The sequence below is a fragment of the Streptomyces sp. NPDC054770 genome (assembly GCF_053611985.1).
Genome location: NZ_JBSHBL010000007.1, coordinates 74,159 through 91,935, shown reverse-complemented (window position 1 = coordinate 91,935; position 17,777 = coordinate 74,159). Strand labels below are relative to the sequence as shown.

Annotated in this window: 10 protein-coding genes; 9 read left to right on the top strand and 1 reads right to left on the bottom strand. The window is 71.1% G+C overall.

Going from position 1 to position 17,777, the window contains the following annotated elements:
• Window positions 1–90 precede the first annotated feature (90 nt).
• The 6 genes from ACWGKQ_RS09360 (at window position 91) to ACWGKQ_RS09335 (ending at window position 12,102) form a co-directional block, all read left to right on the top strand.
• Window positions 91–441: an SsgA family sporulation/cell division regulator gene (locus ACWGKQ_RS09360; protein WP_453291276.1), complete on the top strand. Its 351-nt coding sequence runs from the start codon at window positions 91–93 to the stop codon at window positions 439–441.
• A gap of 220 nt (window positions 442–661) precedes the next feature.
• Entirely contained in the window at window positions 662–3,631 is a 2,970-nt protein-coding gene (locus ACWGKQ_RS09355; RefSeq protein WP_453291275.1) for a hypothetical protein, read from the top strand.
• A complete protein-coding gene (locus tag ACWGKQ_RS09350; RefSeq protein WP_453291274.1) occupies window positions 3,628–4,530 on the top strand; it encodes a prepilin peptidase in 903 nt (300 codons plus the stop codon). Before ACWGKQ_RS09355 ends, ACWGKQ_RS09350 begins: the two co-directional genes overlap by 4 nt.
• A gap of 145 nt (window positions 4,531–4,675) precedes the next feature.
• On the top strand, window positions 4,676–10,402 hold the full coding sequence (locus ACWGKQ_RS09345) for a WD40 repeat domain-containing protein (RefSeq protein WP_453291273.1): 5,727 nt from the start codon (window positions 4,676–4,678) through the stop codon (window positions 10,400–10,402).
• A gap of 43 nt (window positions 10,403–10,445) precedes the next feature.
• Window positions 10,446–11,645 (top strand): cyclic dehypoxanthinyl futalosine synthase, encoded by a 1,200-nt coding sequence (gene mqnC / locus ACWGKQ_RS09340; RefSeq protein WP_390043245.1) that lies wholly within the window; start codon window positions 10,446–10,448, stop codon window positions 11,643–11,645.
• Between the two features lie 7 nt (window positions 11,646–11,652).
• Window positions 11,653–12,102, top strand: coding sequence for an imidazolonepropionase-like domain-containing protein (locus ACWGKQ_RS09335; RefSeq protein WP_453291272.1), 450 nt, complete (start codon window positions 11,653–11,655; stop codon window positions 12,100–12,102).
• A gap of 87 nt (window positions 12,103–12,189) precedes the next feature.
• Here ACWGKQ_RS09335 and ACWGKQ_RS09330 read toward each other — a convergent pair whose 3' ends face one another.
• Window positions 12,190–13,248 carry a chitinase gene (locus tag ACWGKQ_RS09330; protein ID WP_453291271.1) on the bottom strand — a complete coding sequence of 353 codons (1,059 nt, stop codon included), beginning with the start codon at window positions 13,246–13,248 and terminating at the stop codon, window positions 12,190–12,192.
• Window positions 13,249–13,553: 305 nt separating this feature from the next.
• Here ACWGKQ_RS09330 and ACWGKQ_RS09325 point away from each other — a divergent pair, with 305 nt between their 5' ends.
• From ACWGKQ_RS09325 to ACWGKQ_RS09315, 3 genes are read left to right on the top strand one after another with little or no spacing between them, the layout of a single operon-like run.
• A complete protein-coding gene (locus tag ACWGKQ_RS09325) occupies window positions 13,554–13,931 on the top strand; it encodes a hypothetical protein (protein WP_453291270.1) in 378 nt (125 codons plus the stop codon).
• A 22-nt stretch (window positions 13,932–13,953) separates the two neighbouring features.
• Complete coding sequence (locus ACWGKQ_RS09320; RefSeq protein ID WP_453291269.1) at window positions 13,954–16,368, top strand: bifunctional polysaccharide deacetylase/glycosyltransferase family 2 protein; 2,415 nt, start codon at window positions 13,954–13,956, stop codon at window positions 16,366–16,368.
• On the top strand, window positions 16,368–17,774 hold the full coding sequence (locus ACWGKQ_RS09315) for an acyltransferase family protein (protein ID WP_453291268.1): 1,407 nt from the start codon (window positions 16,368–16,370) through the stop codon (window positions 17,772–17,774). Before ACWGKQ_RS09320 ends, ACWGKQ_RS09315 begins: the two co-directional genes overlap by 1 nt.
• Window positions 17,775–17,777: the final 3 nt, after the last annotated feature.

Below are 17,777 nucleotides of genomic sequence, written 5' to 3'. Positions count from 1 at the left end.
TCGCTTGTGTTTCCGGCGTAATGAACCCGTCGCCAAGCGCTCTCACTTGTACGACGGCCCACCACCGCACCGCACCCCCGGAGACCACCCGTGCCCATCACGCTCGAGCAGCCCACCGGCGCCCGCCTGCTCACCGCCGACGAACAGGAGGTGGCGGTCCCCGCGACGCTCCGCTACACCTCCGCCGACCCGCAGGCCGTGCACTTCGTCTTCCCGCCGTGGATCTCCCTGGACGGCGAGGAGGTCACCTGGACCTTCGCGCGGGCCCTGCTGGAGGAGGGCCTGGAAGGGCCGGCCGTGCTCGGCAACGTGCACGTACGCCCGTACGGCGACTCCCGCACGGTCGTCGAACTCCGTGCGGAGGAGGGCGTGGCGGCGATCAGCTTCCCGACCTCCGCCCTCACCCGCTTCCTGCTGTCCTCGCTGCGGGTCGGCGGCTGACGGACTGTGTGGGGTGCGTGGAGGGGGTGTGTGCAGGTCGGGTGACGGTAACTCCGGCCAATGGGGAACCGGTTGACGAAAAGGGGTAATTCGGGCGGTCGTTCGTCGTTCTACCCCTTCGACGCTGTCGGTGCCAGTCAATAGGATCGTCAAGGGGACCTCGGCAGGCTCGTCGTACCCCCGGCCCACTCCTTCCGCACACGACCCCGGGACACCCGCCATGGCGCGACGCAGCACATCAGGCTCGACGGGAAGAGCGACGGGGACCGCTCCGTCGGGTCCGCGCAACCGCACCCCGCAGCCGGTGCGGATGCGTCGGCGCACCTTCGGGGACGTCGTCAAGGCGTTCCTCGCCTTCGTCGTCCTGCTCGTCCTGGTGGTCGGTGTCCCCGGCGCCCTCGCCGTGACCGTCGGCTGGCCGCTGCCGCACAGCGCGCCCAGCATGGACTGGCTGTCGCAGCCGATCGGCGTCGACGTGTTCCTGAACACCCTGACGGTCATCGTGTGGCTGGCCTGGGCCCAGTTCACGGCCTGCGTGCTGGTCGAGGTCAAGGCCGCCGTCTCCGGTGTCGGCCTGCCCGGCCGGGTCCCCGGCTCCGGCCCCAGCCAGCTGCTCGCCCGCCAGCTCGTGGCCGCGCTGCTGCTCGTCGGCGCCACCGCCGCCAGCTTCACCCCGGGCCTCTCCCAGCTCGGCCACAGCCTGGAGGGCAACCAGAAGGGTACGGTGGCCACCGCCCAGGCGACCCCCGGCATCCTCGCCCAGCAGCAGGAGCAGGCGAAGAGCACCGCCGCCGCCCTCGCCGAACAGGCCGGTCACGTCTCCGCCCAGGCCGAGCACGGCTCCACCGCCACCCACGGCGCGACGAAGTACTACCGGATCCAGCCGCCCGAGGGCCGCCACCACGACTCCCTGTGGGAGATAGCGCAACGCCACCTCGGCGACGGCCGCCGGTACAAGGAGATCTACGAGCTCAACAAGGACCGCGTCCAGCCCGACGGCTCCCGGCTCTCCGAGGCCAGCCTGATCCGCCCCGGCTGGATCATGGAGATGCCCGGCGACGCGCACGGCGGCGAACTCGTCGAGAACCCCGACGCGCACGCCTCGCCGGAGGTCCAGCAGCAGATCGGCGACTACGCGAAGACCGGCGACCACGCCCAGCACCAGCAGCACCAGCAGCAGGGCGGCGGGCAGCACGCGGACCAGGACGGGGCCACCGCCCAGATCACCGTGCCCAGCCCGCGACAGAGCGGCGACACCGGCGCCCCCGCCGCGCACGAGACCTCCGCGCACTCCTCGGCCCATTCCTTCGGTCTGCCCGAGGCCCTCCTCGGCGCCCCCCTCCTGGCCGCGGGCCTGCTCGCCGCCCTCGGCCGCCGGCGCCGGCAGGCCCTGTGGCAGTCGGCGCTCGGTGCCGTCGGCGGCCGCCGCGGCATGGAACCGCCGATCCCCACCGGCGACGCCCAGGACGTGCAGGACGCGCTGCTGGTCGGCGCCGACCCGGAGGGCGTACGCCTGCTCGACCGGTCGCTGCGCGGACTCGCCGCCGCCCTCACCGCCGAATCCCGCTCGCTGCCCGTCGTCTACGCGGCCTGGCTCAGCCACGGCGACCTGCATCTGCAGCTCGCCCAGCCGGCCGGCAAACCCCCGGCGCCCTGGCAGCTCGGCCAGGACCAGACGTTCTGGACGCTGGCCCGCGCGGACGCCGAGCACTACGAGGACACCGACGCGGCCGCCCCGTACCCGGGGCTCGTCAGCCTCGGCACCATGGACGACTCGCGGCTGCTGCTCAACCTGGAGGCCGTGCCCGGCATCGTCTCGCTGAGCGGCCGCGAGGCCGACCGGGCCGCCGTGTTCTCCTCCGTCGCCGCCGAACTCGCCACCAACGGCTGGTCGGACCGCATGACCATCACCCTCGTCGGCTTCGGCGCGGACCTCACCCCGCTCGCCCCCAACCGGCTGCGCCATCTCGACGACGTGGAGGCGCTGTTCGAGACGATGGAGGCGGAGACCCGGCAGCGGCGCGGCGCGCTGGGCGCCGCCGACCACCACTCGGTCCTCACCGGCCGGACCGGGCCCGCCCAGCACACCCGCTGGGCGCCGAACCTGGTGCTGCTCGCCACCCAGCCGTCCGCCGAGGACGCCCTGCGCCTGGCCGAACTCGCCGCCGACGCCGCCCGGCTGGGCATCGGCTACCTGGTCGGCTCCGAGAGCGACGACCTGCCGGGCGCCGCCTGGGCGATGGAGATCACCCCGGACGGCCGGCTCCTCGCCCCGCTCCTCGGCCTCGAACTCCAGGCCCAGCTGCTGCCCGCCGTCCAGCAGCGCGCGGTCGTCGAACTCTTCGTCGAGGCCGACCCCGAGCGCGACCCGGACGGGCCCACCACCACCCCGCCGTTCCTCGTCGACATCAGCGAACAGGGCCGTCCCGCGGTGTACGCGCGGCTCGTCGGACCGTACGAGATCATCGGCCTGGACACCCCCGACGGCGAGCGCAGTCCCCTCCTCCACGAGGCCCTCGCTCTCCTCCTCCTGCACCGCGAGGGCGTGCACCCGCGCGTGCTGTCGTCCGCGCTGTGGCCGCGGGGCGTGACCGAGGACGTCCGCGACGCCCTCCTGGAGCGGCTGCGCGGCTGGCTCGGCACCGACCCCGACGGCAGCGCCCGGCTGCGCGCCGACGCGGCCGGCCGTCTCACGCTCGCCAAGTCGGTCGTCTCCGACCTGGATGTCCTGCGCTCCCTCTACCACGAGGCCACCCAGGGCAAGGGTGTCGAGAGCCGGGCGGTCCGCGGCCGCCTCCTGACCGACGCGCTCGTCCTGGTGCGCGGCCCGCTGCTCGCCGACCGCGCGGAGGGCCGCTACCGCTGGCTCACCCACGAGATCATCGACGCCCAGCTGCCGCTGCTCGTCGCCGACATCGGCCTCGCGCTGTCCGCGTTCCACCTGGAGAAGGACCGCGCGGAGAAGGCGATCGAGGCGCTCGGCGCGGCGCTGAAGACCGCTGCGGCGGACGAGCGCCTCTGGAACGAGCTGCTGCGTGCCACGCACGCCACCGGCGACCCGGACCGGCTGCGCGCCCTCGCCGCCGACCTCGTCGCCCGCAGCGGCGCGCGCGGCCTGCCCCCGCGCACCGAGGCCCTCCTGGACGAACTCCTGCCGACCTGGCGCGACGGCGCCGCCGCGACCGGATGACCGCCCTGGACCTCGCCTTCCCGGCCGTCGCCGCCCTCTGGGGCGCGACGGCCGGCGCCCTGCTGCCCCGCGCCGCGTACCGCTTCTCGGTCCCGGCGGGCGAGGAGTGGCGCACGGCATGCCCCGCGGGCCACCCCATCAGGGGCTGGCTGGGCCGTACGCACTGCGGCGACTGTGCGACCGGCTCCCCGACCCGTGCATCCGTACCCGCACCGCCGGAGGCTTCCGCACCCACCCCCGGCGACGAACCCGCGGCCGCCGACGGCGAGAACGCCCCACAGGGGCCACCCGCACCCGACGACGAAAGTCGCACGGGTGGTGCGGGTGGGAACACCAGAACCGCAACCACCCACCACCCCGCACCTGCCCCCCTCGCCCTCGCCCTGGCCACCGCCGTGGTCTGCGCAGCCCTCGCCCTGGCCACCGGCACCCGCCCCGAACTCGCCGTCTGGCTGCTCCTGGCCCCCGTCGCCGTACTGCTCACGGTGGTGGACTTCCGGGTGCAGCGGCTGCCCGACCCCCTCACGCTCCCCCTCGCGGCCGCCACCCTCGCCCTCCTCGGGGTGGCCGCGCTGCTCCCCGAACACGCCGGCGACTGGCTCACCTCGCTCTACGCGGCCCTCACCCTCGGCGGCGCCTACCTCGTCCTCTTCCTCGTCAACCCCGGCGGTATGGGCTTCGGCGACGTGAAGCTGGCCCTCGGTACCGGCGCCGCCCTCGGCTGGTACGGCTGGCCCACGGTGCTGCTCGGCACCTTCGCCGGATTCCTGCTCGGCGCCCTGTACGGCGGTGCGCTGGTCGTCGTACGGCGGGCGGGGCGCAAGACGGCGATCGCGTTCGGGCCGTTCCTGATCGCCGGCGCGTTCGCGGGACTGCTGGTGGGGGCGTACACGGCGTAGAACTCCGGTCGCCCGCAAGGGAGTTCGACAGCTCGCCCGGTGTGGTGATTGTGCTGGTCCTGCGGACGTGGCGATGCTGAGGCATGCCCGCGCCAATCATGAACCGCGGGTGAGCCGCGATCGGCGCGAGCGGGGGAGAGCCGCAGTGGGCGCAAGGAAGATCGAGCAGGTCGTATCCCGGTACCATCCCGTCTTCGACGTGCCGAACCTGAAACTGGGGTACGGCCGGGACGGGAACCGCTATCTGGTCACCGGCGGCACCCCCGACGGCCGGCTGCTGCGGCTGGGCTCGGACGGTACCCGGCGCTTCGTCCGGGTCGGTGCCGCCGCACTGGCCGTCACGGCCAACGGGGCCGGGGTGATCGCGATCGCGGAGCACCACTTCCAGCACCGGATCGTCTTCTACGACGCCGACTTCACCGAACTCGGCCACTACGACGACTTCGCCGCCGACGACACCCTCGGCTACACCTCGCCCTCGGGCCTCGAGGCGGCCGAGTCCGGCGCCTTCTACGCCCTCGACCAGCACCGGCGACGCGTGCTCAGGCTGAACCCCGACGCCACCCTGAACCAGGAGATCCACCTCACCGGACTGCCGGCCGACGCCGTCTCGAACAAGACGGCGGTCGGCCTGCGCGTGGCGGAGAACGCCGACCGCATCTACACCGCGTGGTCCAAGGCGGGGAACGGCGCGTCCGGCATCCTCTGTGCCACCGATCTCCAGGGGCAGCTCCTCTGGTACGACGAGGTCAAGGTCTCGGGCGGGCTCTACGGCGGTTTCGACGCGAAGGCGAACGGCGACCTCCACGTGATCGTCAAGGGCCAGGGCAAGCAGGAACTGCGGATCTACACGCCCGGGAGCAGGGGGCAGAAGAAGTACACAGCGGGCACCATCGCGCTGCCCGGTGACGGTTACGAGGTGCAGCACCTGCGGCTCCACGACGAGAAGTACCACGTCAAGCGGAACGACCCGCTCTGCCTGGTCGAGGTGTACGACGCCGCGAAGGGCACCGCGCTCGGCCAGGTGCCCGCCGATGTCGAGCGGTTGAGCGTGGAGTACGACGCCGACGTGTGGACCGCCGGCAGGCCGGTGCCCCTGACCGTCACCCACACCCCGGGCAGTTGGGCCGACCGGCCGCGCTTCCGGGTCTGGCTGCGCCCGCTCGGCCTGCCGGAGTTCACCGAACTCCCGCTGTCCGGCGGCGCGGTGACCCCGCCCGCCGACGCCCGCGGGCTGTACCAGGTGCGGGTGTCGCCGGACGTCGGCGGACGCCTGTCCGAGTACGTCCTGGACGGCATCGTCGAGATCCGCCCGGAAGGCGCCGGGCAGGGCTCGCTGTCCCTGATGAGCTGCCGTGTCGACAAGGACCGGAGCGGCGCCGACAGGCCGCCGGTCAACCTCAACCGCCTCCACTACGGCCGCGGCGAGGCCGTCACCGTCGCGATCGCGGCCCGGGCGGCCTCCGGGGTGCCGCTGCCGACCGCGGTACGGGTCGTGCTGACGCGAGCGGGGTCCGAGGTCCGGGACTGGGACCACGTCCCCCTGGACGCCACGGGCGCCGGCCGGCTGGACATCGGCCCCGAGATCACCGCGGACCTGGAGCCCGGACGGTACGTCGTCGACGCCGATGCGCCGGCCGGTTTCACCGTCGCCCCGCAGTACCTGGAGATCGGGCCGGGACTGGCAGGCAGGCCGGACTTCCATCTCACCCTGTACTCCGACATCTACGCCCCCAACCACGCCTGCTTCCCCATCGACCCCCGCGAGGCCGTCAAGGATCCGGCCACCGCCAGGCTGCCGCGCTTCGCGGACCTGCCGGAACTGGTCCAGGCCCACCTGGCCAGGGTGCGGGCGCTCGGTCTCAACCTCGCCGTCGATCGGCTCGGCGTGAACTGGGGCCGCACCTTCACCGCCGACTACGACGCCGACGGGGAGATCGTCGCCAGGCTGCAGAAGTCACCGGCCTCGGTCCACTGGCGGAAGGCCGTCTTCGAGGACGTGGGCCGCCGGACCATCGCGGGCTACGGCGCGTACGGCATCGAGGAACAGGCGGTCCTCCTCTTCAACGACGCCTTCCTGCCGTTGAACTGGCCGAAGAACTACGAGAGCCGCGACCTGCCCACCCTGGTGAACGATCTCACGACGGCCACCGACCGGCTCGCCACGTACACCGCCTTCCGCGGCTGGACCTGGGCCGCCAACTGGTGGAACGGCCCGGTGGGCGTGGTCGCCGCGGAGAGCGACGCGGAGCGCACGGAGTACAACGACCGCCTGCAGGCCATCGCCGCCGGCGATCCCACCTGGGCGCCCGTGCTCGACACCGTCACCGACCGCTCGATCACGCTGAAGCCGACCGCGGCGGAGGAGTTCCGCAAGGCGCTCGACAGCGCGGCCCCCAGCCTGACCACCGCCCTGACCCCGCCCTACCGGCAGCCCCAGACCGTGCCCCCGCTGCTGTTCGCCCAGGCCGACGAGGTCGACCTGCACTACCAGGGCGAGCAGATCCAGGTGATGCTGGCCACCGCCCACATGGTCGACTTCTACCGGCGACCGGGCAAACCGGCCTGGGGCCACCCGGAGTTGTCCAACGACGACGGCACCGGCGGGATGATCCTGCCGACGCTGTTCCAGCAGGTGCTGCGCGGCCCGAACGGCACCGGCCTGGTCCCCGACGAGGGCGTCCGCCAGGTCGAACCGGTCACCGCCTACGCGGAACGCACCGGCGGCAGCGGCTGGAAACGCGGCGAACCGCGCTCCGGAGGAGCGGGCAAGACCTCGGTCCAGCGCGCCGCGTTCGACCTGATCGCCCGCCTCGCCCCGACCGTCGCGGGCGCCCGCACCGCCAACCGGATCGCGATCGTCGTCTCCACCCGGATGCTGCGCCTGGAGACCGACGAAGGCGGCTGGTTCGCCAGCCTCTACTTCGCCCGCCTCTACGACGCCTACAACGCCTGCCTCCACGCCCACCGCCCCGCGTCCTTCGTCTTCACCGAGGACGTCACCGCCGACGCACTGCGCGGCTACCAGGCCGTACTGCTCGTGGGCCAGAAGGTCGACCTGGATCCGCAACTGGACGACGCGCTGCGGGCGGTGCGGGCGACCGTGTACGCCGACGACACCTGCCACACCAAGTACCGCACCGCCTTCCGCCCGCTCGGCTTCGGGTTCGACCAGGTCGATCTCAAGCGGGAACCGGCCTGGCAGGGCGACGACACCTCCTACTACCGCCTGCGCCGCGCCTTCCTCGCGCAGGGCGCCGCCGTCGCCGAAGCGCTGGCCGCCGTCACGCCGGTCGCCCAGTGCGACAACCCCGAGGTGCTGCTCAGCGAATGGACGGCCGGGGACATCACGTACCTCTGGGCCGTCAACAACACCATGCCCGACTGGGAGCCGGAGACCGCCTGGCGGTTGGGGCTGCTCTGCGCCCAACGGCTGCCCGTGCAGGCGCGGTTGAAGGTACGGCTGCCCGCGCTGCACCAGGTCGTCGACGTGCTCACCGGCACACCGGTCTCGCTGCTCGACGGCGCCTTCACGGCGGATCTGCGGACCGTACCGGCCCGGCTCTACGCGATCGTCCCGCTGCTGCACGACCCGCTGCCGACCGCCTCCGAGGACGGATTCGGCCCGCACGTCCGGGACATCGCCGTCTCCGCGGACGGCCGCACCGCCGCCCTCAACACCTTCGACTGGGACCACAACCTCTACGGCCTCGACCTCGCCACCGGCCGCACCCGCTGGCGGCAGCGGGTCGGCCACCACTTCGCCTACGCCCCCGTCGCCCGCCCCGACGGCTTCGCCGCCCAGGGCTTCGACCTCGACTCCGCCGAGGGCTACCACCTCTACCAGCTGGACTCGGCCGGACGGGCACAGCGCCGGTACGCCCTGTTCGGCCTGCCCAAGAAGGCCACCGACTGGTCCAAGAGCGAGTGGGGTTACGACTACGGTCTGAACAACTTCGCGGTGGCGCCCGGCGGTTCGTGGACCGCCTCCTGTGGTGACCTGGGCCTCGCGGTGTGGGACGACGCGGGGCACGAGAAGTGGACGCACCCCTGGTGGGCGCAGCACCGCCGCACCCCGCTGCGCCTCCTCGCCCTCGACGACGACACCCTGATCACCTTTGCCGACGACACCGTCACCGGCCTCTCGGCGACGGACGGCAGCACCCTGTGGACGTTCGCCACCACCGAGAGCGGGAGCCTCGGCGGGGCCTTCGGCGCCGCGACCGTCAGCGGTGACCGACGTACGGCCGTGATCGCGTCCGAGGCCGAAGGCGGCCGGGTGTTCGTGATCCGTGACGGCGCCCTGGCCCACACCCTCCCCACCTCGGCGAGCGAGCTGTCCCTCTCCGCCGACGGCTCCTTCCTCGTGGTCACCACGGGTAACCAGCTCCGCGCCTTCGACACCGGGGGCGGGCTGCTGTGGACGTACACCGGGGACGACTTCCTGCGCCGCCCGCGCGTCTCGCCCGACGGCACCCGGATCGCCGTGGGCAGCGAGCTGGGCACCCTGTCCGTACTCGACCGCGACGGGGCCCTGCTGGCCGCGACCGACCTGCGCGCCCTCCCGGTTCCGGCCTGGCTGCCGGACGGCGATCTGCTGGTGGCCACCTGGATGGGCACGGTGATCCGCTACGACGCCGACCTCGACGAGCGCTGGCGGACCCGGCTGATCCCCGAGGAGAAGGACATCCGGTCGAAGCTGCGGGCCCCGGACCCGGTGCCGGTGGTGCGGGCGGACTGGGGCAACGCGCGGTCCGAGGCCTACCCGCTGACGCCCAACCTCCTGGTTCGGACGCACGCCTATCTCGGCATGAAGACGGTCGATCCGGATCGTGGCATGACCCAGGACCCGAACGAGGTCTTCACCCTCCTCACCGACGGCAGCGCCGATCCGCCGGCCGAACCGTGGCTGAACCGGACGCTCCTGAACGGCATGGGAGCCACCGGCTCGGACCACCGCTTCCTCTTCACGGTGGACACCTTCCGCTACCAGCTGGAGCTGACCGGCGTCACGATCGCCGAGGACCCCGCGCACCCCGAGTCCTGGATGCGGGACGTCCTGCTCCAGTGGTGGGACGCCCGGGCCGGCGCCTGGCGGGACGGTCCGATGCTCCTCTCCGACCAGGCCCTGCACAGCCACGCCATCGAGCCGCCGCTGCACTCGGGACGCTTCCGGTTCGTCACGACCGGCGGCTCCACCTGGCCGGCGGGCAATCTCCGGCTCGGTGAACTGGTCTTCCACGGCAGGGTCCTCGGTCCCTCCCACCGGGACGTGGTGGAGAACAACGCCCTCGCCGTCCTCTTCGACGACCGCGTGGACGACGTGGAGGACCTTCTGCTCGACGGCCCGCACGTCGTCGACATCCAGGAGGGCGGCGCGTACGCCGGCAACAGGTGCCTGCGGGTGCCCGTGGCGCTGCCGGACGCCCAGTACCCCATCCGGCACGGCCTCTTCTTCCTGGACACGATGCACGACTGGAACTTCGAGATCGTGGAGCACCCGAGCGCCCCGGCCCAGTACCGGTACCTCCAGTTCGCCTGGAAGGCGCTCGGCGCCGACACCACCGGGATCGGCCTGCGGCTGGGGCCCGGCGGCAGCCCGGAGGCGGACGGCGACGATCAGTACTTCGGGGTGAACGCCGGGATCTCGAAGTGGGGGTCCCCCGACACCGTGCTGACCCAGCTGACGGTCCCGGCCGACGAGTTCCCGGCCGACGGCTGGCGGACCGTCCGCGTGGACCTGTGGGCGGCGAGCACCGGCAGGCTGAAGAAGATCACCCAGCTCGGCGTGCGCACGGACGGCGGCGGCGCCCTCTTCGACCAGATCGTCCTCGGCCGGACCGAGGCCGACCTGCCGGAGAGGCTGGCGTAGGCTGACAGGGTCCGTCCACGACCCCTGCCGAAGGGAAGCCCTGGTGACCGAGAAGGCCGACCTCCAGTCTGTCCTCGACCGTGCCGCGGCGGGCGGACGCATCACGCCCGAGGAGGCGCTCGACCTCTACCGCGACGCCCCGCTGCACGCGCTGGGCGCCGCCGCCGACGCCGTACGCCGCCGCCGGTACGCCGGCACCGAGCACATCGCGACGTACATCATCGAGCGGAACATCAACTACACGAACGTGTGCGTCACGGCGTGCAAGTTCTGCGCCTTCTACGCGGCCCCCAAGGACACCGCCAAGGGCTGGACCCGCGACCTCGACGACATCCTGCGCCGCTGCGCGGAGACGGTCGAACTGGGCGGCACGCAGATCATGTTCCAGGGCGGCCACCACCCGGACTACGGCGTCGAGTACTACGAGAAGCACTTCAAGGCGATCAAGGACGCGTTCCCGCAGCTGGTGATCCACTCCCTGGGCGCCTCCGAGGTCGAGCACATGGCCCGGATCTCCGGCGTCTCCGTCGAGGAGGCCATCACGCGCATCCACGAGGCCGGCCTGGACTCCTTCGCCGGCGCCGGCGCGGAGCTGCTCCCCGAGCGCCCCCGCAAGGCCATCGCGCCCCTCAAGGAGAGCGGCGAGCGCTGGCTGGAGATCATGGAGACCGCGCACAAGCTGGGCGTGGAGTCCACGTCGACGATGCTCATGGGCACCGGCGAGACCAACGCCGAGCGCATCGAGCACCTGCGCATGATCCGGGACGTCCAGGACCGTACGGGCGGCTTCCGCGCCTTCATCCCGTACACCTACCAGCCCGAGAACAACCACCTGAAGGGCCGCACCCAGGCCACGCTCTTCGAGTACCTGCGGATGATCGCCATCGCCCGCCTCTTCATGGACAACGTCGCCCACATCCAGGGCTCCTGGCTGACCACGGGCAAGGAGGTCGGCCAGCTCTCGCTGCACTACGGCGCGGACGACCTCGGCTCGATCATGCTGGAGGAGAACGTCGTCTCGTCGGCCGGTGCCAAGCACCGTTCCAACCGCCTGGAGATCATCGACCTGATCCGCAAGGCGGGCCGCGTCCCGGCCCAGCGCGCCACGACGTACGAGCACCTCGTCGTCCACGACGACCCGGCGAACGACCCGGTCGACGAGCGGGTGATGTCCCACATCTCCTCGACGGCGATCGAGGGCGGCACGGCCCACCCCGAGCTGAAGCTCCTCGCCTCCAACTGACGCCTTCGTGGAGACGATTCACACCGCGGACCGGATCTGCGTCAGCTGGGACTCCGAGCCGGTCGAGAACGGTGCGGTGGCCGTCGTACAGGACCGGATCGCCGCCGTCGGCCCGTACGAGGACCTGCGTGAGCGCTTCCCGCGAGCGCGGGTCCGCACCTGGCCGGGTGCGCTGGGCCCCGCCCGCATCCACGACGGCCCTCTCCCGGACGCCCCCAGCCCACGGGAGCGTGTGCACGCGGTGCTGAAGCAGGGAGCGACCGCGGTCCTGGAACGGTACGTGGACTCACCCGAGCTGAGGTCGGCGGCGGACCGCAACGACGTGGTGGTTGTTCCGGGCATGCCCTCAAAGTCGGCGATCGTGCAGTCCGGCCGGGCCGACCTGGCGGTGTTCGATGCGGCGGGGGAGTGCATCGCCACGGTGTGCGCGGGGCGCCTTGTCCACAGGCGCAAGTAGGAGCGCCCCGACAGGGGCGCGGGGCTGTATCAATATGCGGCTCCGCCGCGTGGGCGCGATCAACCCCCACCCACCCGCAGACAACACTCAACCGGCGAACGCCTCCCCGAACGCCCCCGAACTCTGAGTCACCCCACTGCAATCGGTCGCCGCGTCATCCTGCGAAGCAGCCCCGCTCTCACACTGCACATCCCTGAACGTCGACCACATGGACACCCAGGCGACCCCCTCCTCCTCCGCGAACGCCCGCACGTCCTTCGCGTCGGACAGCGAGAACGTCTCCCCGTCGACGTCGTTCACCCCGATCATCGACGTCAGCGCCATCCCGCCCCACGCCCCCGCGTCCGACAGCCCGAACACCTTCTTCAGCTGCGTGTGCGTGGCCTTCGCCGAGGTGACCGCGTAGCCGCCCATGTCCCCGTCGTACGACTCGCCGTAGTTCATGGTCATGATGTCGACCGTCGAGACCTGCACGTCGTACTTGTTCGCGGACTCCAGCAGCGCGAGGCCGTCGGAGTCGAGCCCCGACGGCATCACGGGCAGCGTGAAGGAGACCTCCAGGTCCGGCCGTTCCTTCTGGAGCAGCGCTATCGCCTCCGACCGCAGCGCGACCGAGTCGGAGTCGGTCAGTGTGTCGCCCTCGATGTCGAAGTCGGCCTGCGTGGAGCCCGCGGCGTCCAGCGCGGCGCCGTACGCGGCGGCGAGTTTCGACGCGCTGGAGCACGTCGTCGCCAGCTCCTTCCCGGAGGCCCCGCCGAAGGACACCCGGACCGTCGCACCGTCCACCTTCAGCTTGGAGATCCGCGACTTCACGGTCGAACTGCCGATCGCCTCCGTCCCGTTCCAGGCCGGTGTGCAGCTGCTGCCGTCGGCGATCACGAAGGCCAGGTTGTATGTCGAGGGTGACCCGGCGTCGTCCGTGTCGGCGGCCTCCGTCGCGCTGACGTAGGGCGCGTAGGCCGTGCCGGTCCCGTCCGAGCTGTCGGACCCTCCGTCCGAGCCGTCGGCCTCGCTCGCCGAGGCCGACGCCTTCTTCGACGGTGCGGGCGCCGCGTCCGACGTGCCGTCGGAGCCCGTGGAGCACCCCGAGACTGCCATGGCAAACAGGCAGGTAAGCCCAGCAGCCGGCCTGAGGAAACTCCGCATTAAGATGCACCCGCTCTCGTGATTTGTGTCTCAGGCTCGAAACAAAGCCTGATTCCAAATGAAAACGTCTCACACGGTCATCGCGTTCAACGGTTCGGTCAATACATAGAAACCTCATGGAATGAAGGGCGTGAAGCTCGCCAAAGGTACAGCGTAAAAGGGGTGTTCAGGTAGTTTCCCCTCCTCGGCGGTCGCCGCAGGTGTTCACAGAATCTCTCAGCAAAAAGACAGGTTAAGGGGTTTCTCATGGGCACTTCACAAGAACTGCGAAGACGATCACATAAAGACTCTCTAATATCCGGGGAATGCAATCCGAGCCTGTCATCGAAAGCCGCGCCGCCGGGCGCGGTCGCCGCCGCAAACAAGGCAACGGGTCTGCCGAGGGGCCCGTTTTCGTCGACTCCTCCGGACGCCGGTCCAAGGTGCTGCGGCGCGTCGGCCTCCTCCTCGGCGTCGTCTGCCTCGCCTACACGGGAGTGCTCGGCGCCGCCTTCATGGGCTGGGGGACCTCGCTCACCCCGGACTCCCTGATCCCCGACTTCGCGCGCGCCGGCAACGTCCCGGGCGGTGAGCGCCCGCAGGGCGGCATCGGCCGTCAGGCCGGTCTGCCCAGCGGCCGCCCCTCGGCGCCGCCCTCGACCGCCGCCACCCCGTCCGCCTCCGCATCCGCCACCGCCGACTGACCGGAAACGCAGGCCTCTCCCCATGACTACTCCGACGTCCTCACGCGGCCGCAGGCGCGCCCCCACCCGCATCGAGCGGGCGGCGGGCCGGGCCGCGGCGTTGCAGAAACCACGTGTCATCCTCGCCCTGCTGCTTCTGCTGGCGCTGACCTGCGTGATGCTGCTCGACGGCTATCTGCGCGCAGAGGTCGGCGGCGACCAGCGGGTCCGCACCGGCGCGAGCTCCAGCAAGGTGCCGGACAAGGTCCTCGACGGCGGCCCGATCCTCACCTTCCGGGGCGGCCAGGCGACCACGGTCTCCGTCCCCTCCAAGACCATCGCCCTCACCTTCGACGACGGCCCGAACCCGACCTACACCCCGCAGGTCCTCAAGATCCTCCAGCAGTACGACGTGCCTGCCACGTTCTTCCTGGTCGGCTCGATGGTGTCGCGCTACCCGAGCATCGTGAAGACGATGGTCCAGCAGGGCAACGAGGTCGGCATCCACACGTTCACGCACGTGGACCTGTCGTACCAGAGCGACGCCCGGATCAACCGCGAGATGCAGCAGACGCAGCTCGCGCTGGCGGGTGCGGCAGGTATCACCACGACCCTCTTCCGCGCGCCGTACTCCTCCGAGACGGACGCCATCGACAACTACAGCTGGCCGGTCTACAAGAAGCTCGGTGACGAGGGCTACACCAGCGTGTTCGTCGACACCGACAGCGACGACTGGAAGAAGCCGGGCGTCTCGAAGATCGTCAAGTGGGCCACGCCGAGCGGCACCAAGGGTGCGGCCGTCCTCTTCCACGACGCCGGCGGCGAGCGCTCGCAGACGATCAAGGCGCTGCCGACGTACATCAAGAAGATGAAGGCGAAGGGCTACACCTTCACCACCGTCAGCGGCGTCATCCAGAAGCGGAGCACCGCCAACCGGCAGGCCGCCGCCGCGAGCACCGCCTCGAACAGCCAGACCAGCACCACCACCGGCCTCACCGAGGCCGGCGTGACCGGAACCGGTACGGGCACCGGCACCGGCTCCCAGCCCGGCACCGGCACCGCCCCCAACGGTGAGGGCGGCACCGCCCCCAATGGCGGAACCGGATCCGGAAGCGGGACCGGCACCCGCACCACCACCGTCTCCCGCCTCCAGGCCGCCCATCGCACGGCCACCGGCATGACCCTCTACGAGGGCAAGGCGCTCATCGTGGCGGTCGCGATAGCCGAGTGGGCCCTCCCGGTCCTCTCCGGCCTGCTGTTCGTCGTCGGCGTCGCGGTGATGGGCCGCTTCGGGATGATGCTGCTCATCGCCCGCCGCCACTACAGACAGCGCAACAAACGCCGCTTCACCTGGGGCCCGACGGTCACCCGGCCGGTGAGCGTGATCGTCCCGGCGTACAACGAGAAGGAGTGCATCGCCAACACCCTGGAGTCGCTGGCGCAGAGCACCCACCCGATCGAGGTCATCGTCGTCGACGACGGTTCCACGGACGGCACCTCGGAGATCGCCCGCGCCGCCGCCGACAAGCTCGGCATGCCCAACGTCCGGGTCATCCGCCAGGAGAACGCGGGCAAGCCGGCCGCCCTCAACAACGGTGTGCGCAACGCCAGTTACGACATCGTCGTGATGATGGACGGCGACACGGTCTTCGAGCCCGAGACGGTGGGGCACCTCGTGCAGCCGTTCGCCGACCCCGAGGTCGGCGCGGTGGCCGGCAACGCCAAGGTCGGCAACCGCAACACGATCATCGGCGCCTGGCAGCACATCGAGTACGTGATGGGCTTCAACCTCGACCGGCGCATGTACGACCTGCTGCGCTGCATGCCGACCATCCCCGGCGCGATCGGCGCCTTCCGCCGCGAGGCGGTCCTGGGGGTCGGCGGCATGAGCGAGGACACCCTCGCCGAGGACACCGACATCACCATCGCCATGCACCGCGCGGGCTGGCGGGTCGTCTACCAGGAGCACGCCAAGGCCTGGACGGAGGCGCCCGGTTCGCTGAAGCAGCTGTGGTCGCAGCGCTACCGCTGGTCCTACGGCACCATGCAGGCCCTGTGGAAGCACCGCAAGTCCCTCACGGACAAGGGCCCTTCGGGCCGCTTCGGCCGCGTCGGCATGCCCCTGGTCGTCCTCTTCCAGATCGTCACCCCGGTCTTCGCCCCCCTGATCGACGTCTTCACGGTCTACTCCATGATCTTCGTCGACTTCGAGGCGGCCCTGCTGGCCTGGCTCGCGGTGCTCGGCATCCAACTGGCCTGCGCGGCCTACGCGTTCCGCCTGGACAAGGAGAAGTACCGCTACCTCGCGATGATGCCGCTGCAACAGCTGGCCTACCGTCAGATGATGTACCTCGTCCTCATCCACTCCTGCATCACCGCCCTCACCGGCGGCCGCCTGCGCTGGCAGAAACTCAAGCGCACGGGCGAGGTCGGCACCCCGGCGGGAGTGAGCGGCTGATGACCTGGGACCAGCAGAACCCGTACCAGCAGGGCCACAACGGCTACGACTACGGCCCCTACGGCCAGCAGCAGTACGCCCAGCAGCCGTACCCGCAACAGCAGCAGTACCCCGACTACACTTACACCCCGGCGCCGGACCAGACGGCCCCACTGCCCCTGGTGGAACCGGACCCGGAACCGGTGCTCGAACCAGAGCCGCAGTCGGAGCCGACTGCTGTCACCGCCACCGCTGTGGGCAATCGTTCCGCAGGGCGATGGGGGTCCCCCCGCTCGAGCGAAGCCGAGAGTGGGGGAGGGTGGGCACAGCCGACAGCTCCGGGCACCGAAACAGCCGACGCCCGGGAGCCCGACCCGAACCCGCAGCCCAAGAAACCGGCACGTGACCGCTACTTCGACACTCTTCGTGCCGTCGCCCTCATAAGGGTCGTCACCTACCACACCTTCGGCTGGGCCTGGTGCGGCATGGTGTTCCCCTCCATGGGCATCATGTTCGGCCTCGCCGGCACCCTCATGGCGAAGTCCCTGGAGCGCCCCGCGCTCAAGGTGGTCAAGAGCCGCCTGCGCCGCCTCCTCCCGCCCTTCTGGTTCTGGGGCTTCTTCGTCGTCCTGGCGATGCTGATCCACGACTGGATGCCGGGCTGGCAGATCGTCTACTGGGTCGTGCCGCTCGGCGACCCGCCCGGCAACAGCTGGGGCACCCAGGCCTGGGAGATCCTCTGGTACCTGCGCACCTACCTCTGGTTCGTGCTCCTCTCCCCGGCCCTGCTGTGGATCTTCCGCAAGGCCCCGGTCCCGGTGCTCCTGGGGTCGCTGGCCCCGATCCTGGTCCTGAACTTCGTCTGGTCCGGCCCCGACAACCGCTTCGGCAGCGCCCTGTGGGACCTGTCGACGTACCTCTTCTGCTGGATCCTCGGCTTCGCGCACCGCGACGGCGTGCTCCAGCGGATGAAGCCGGCCCTGGTGGTCGTCGGCTCACTCGCCGCCGTCGGCTACGGCGGCTGGTACGCCTTCTCGCACCAGGCCGACTTCGGCACCTACGACCTGGACGAGAACCCCCTCGCGCAGGCCTTCTGGTCGGCCGGGTTCGTGATGCTGCTGATGTGGGCCAAGGCCTACTTCAAGATCGACTTTGCCTGGCTGACCCGGTACAGGAAGCTCGACCGGACGGTCACGATCTTCAACGCCCGCGCGGTGACGATCTACCTCTGGCACGAGATCGCCCTGGTCCTCGCGGTCCCGCTGATCGACCAGATGTGGAACGTGCCCGCGTTCGAGAAGTGGCTCCCGCTGGACAGCCAGTGGTTCATGTTCGGCGTCGGCTGGATCCTGATCGCGGTGTTCATCGTGGCGTGCGGCTGGGTGGAGGACGTGGCCGCGAAGAAGAAGCCGAAGCTTCTCCCCTGAGGA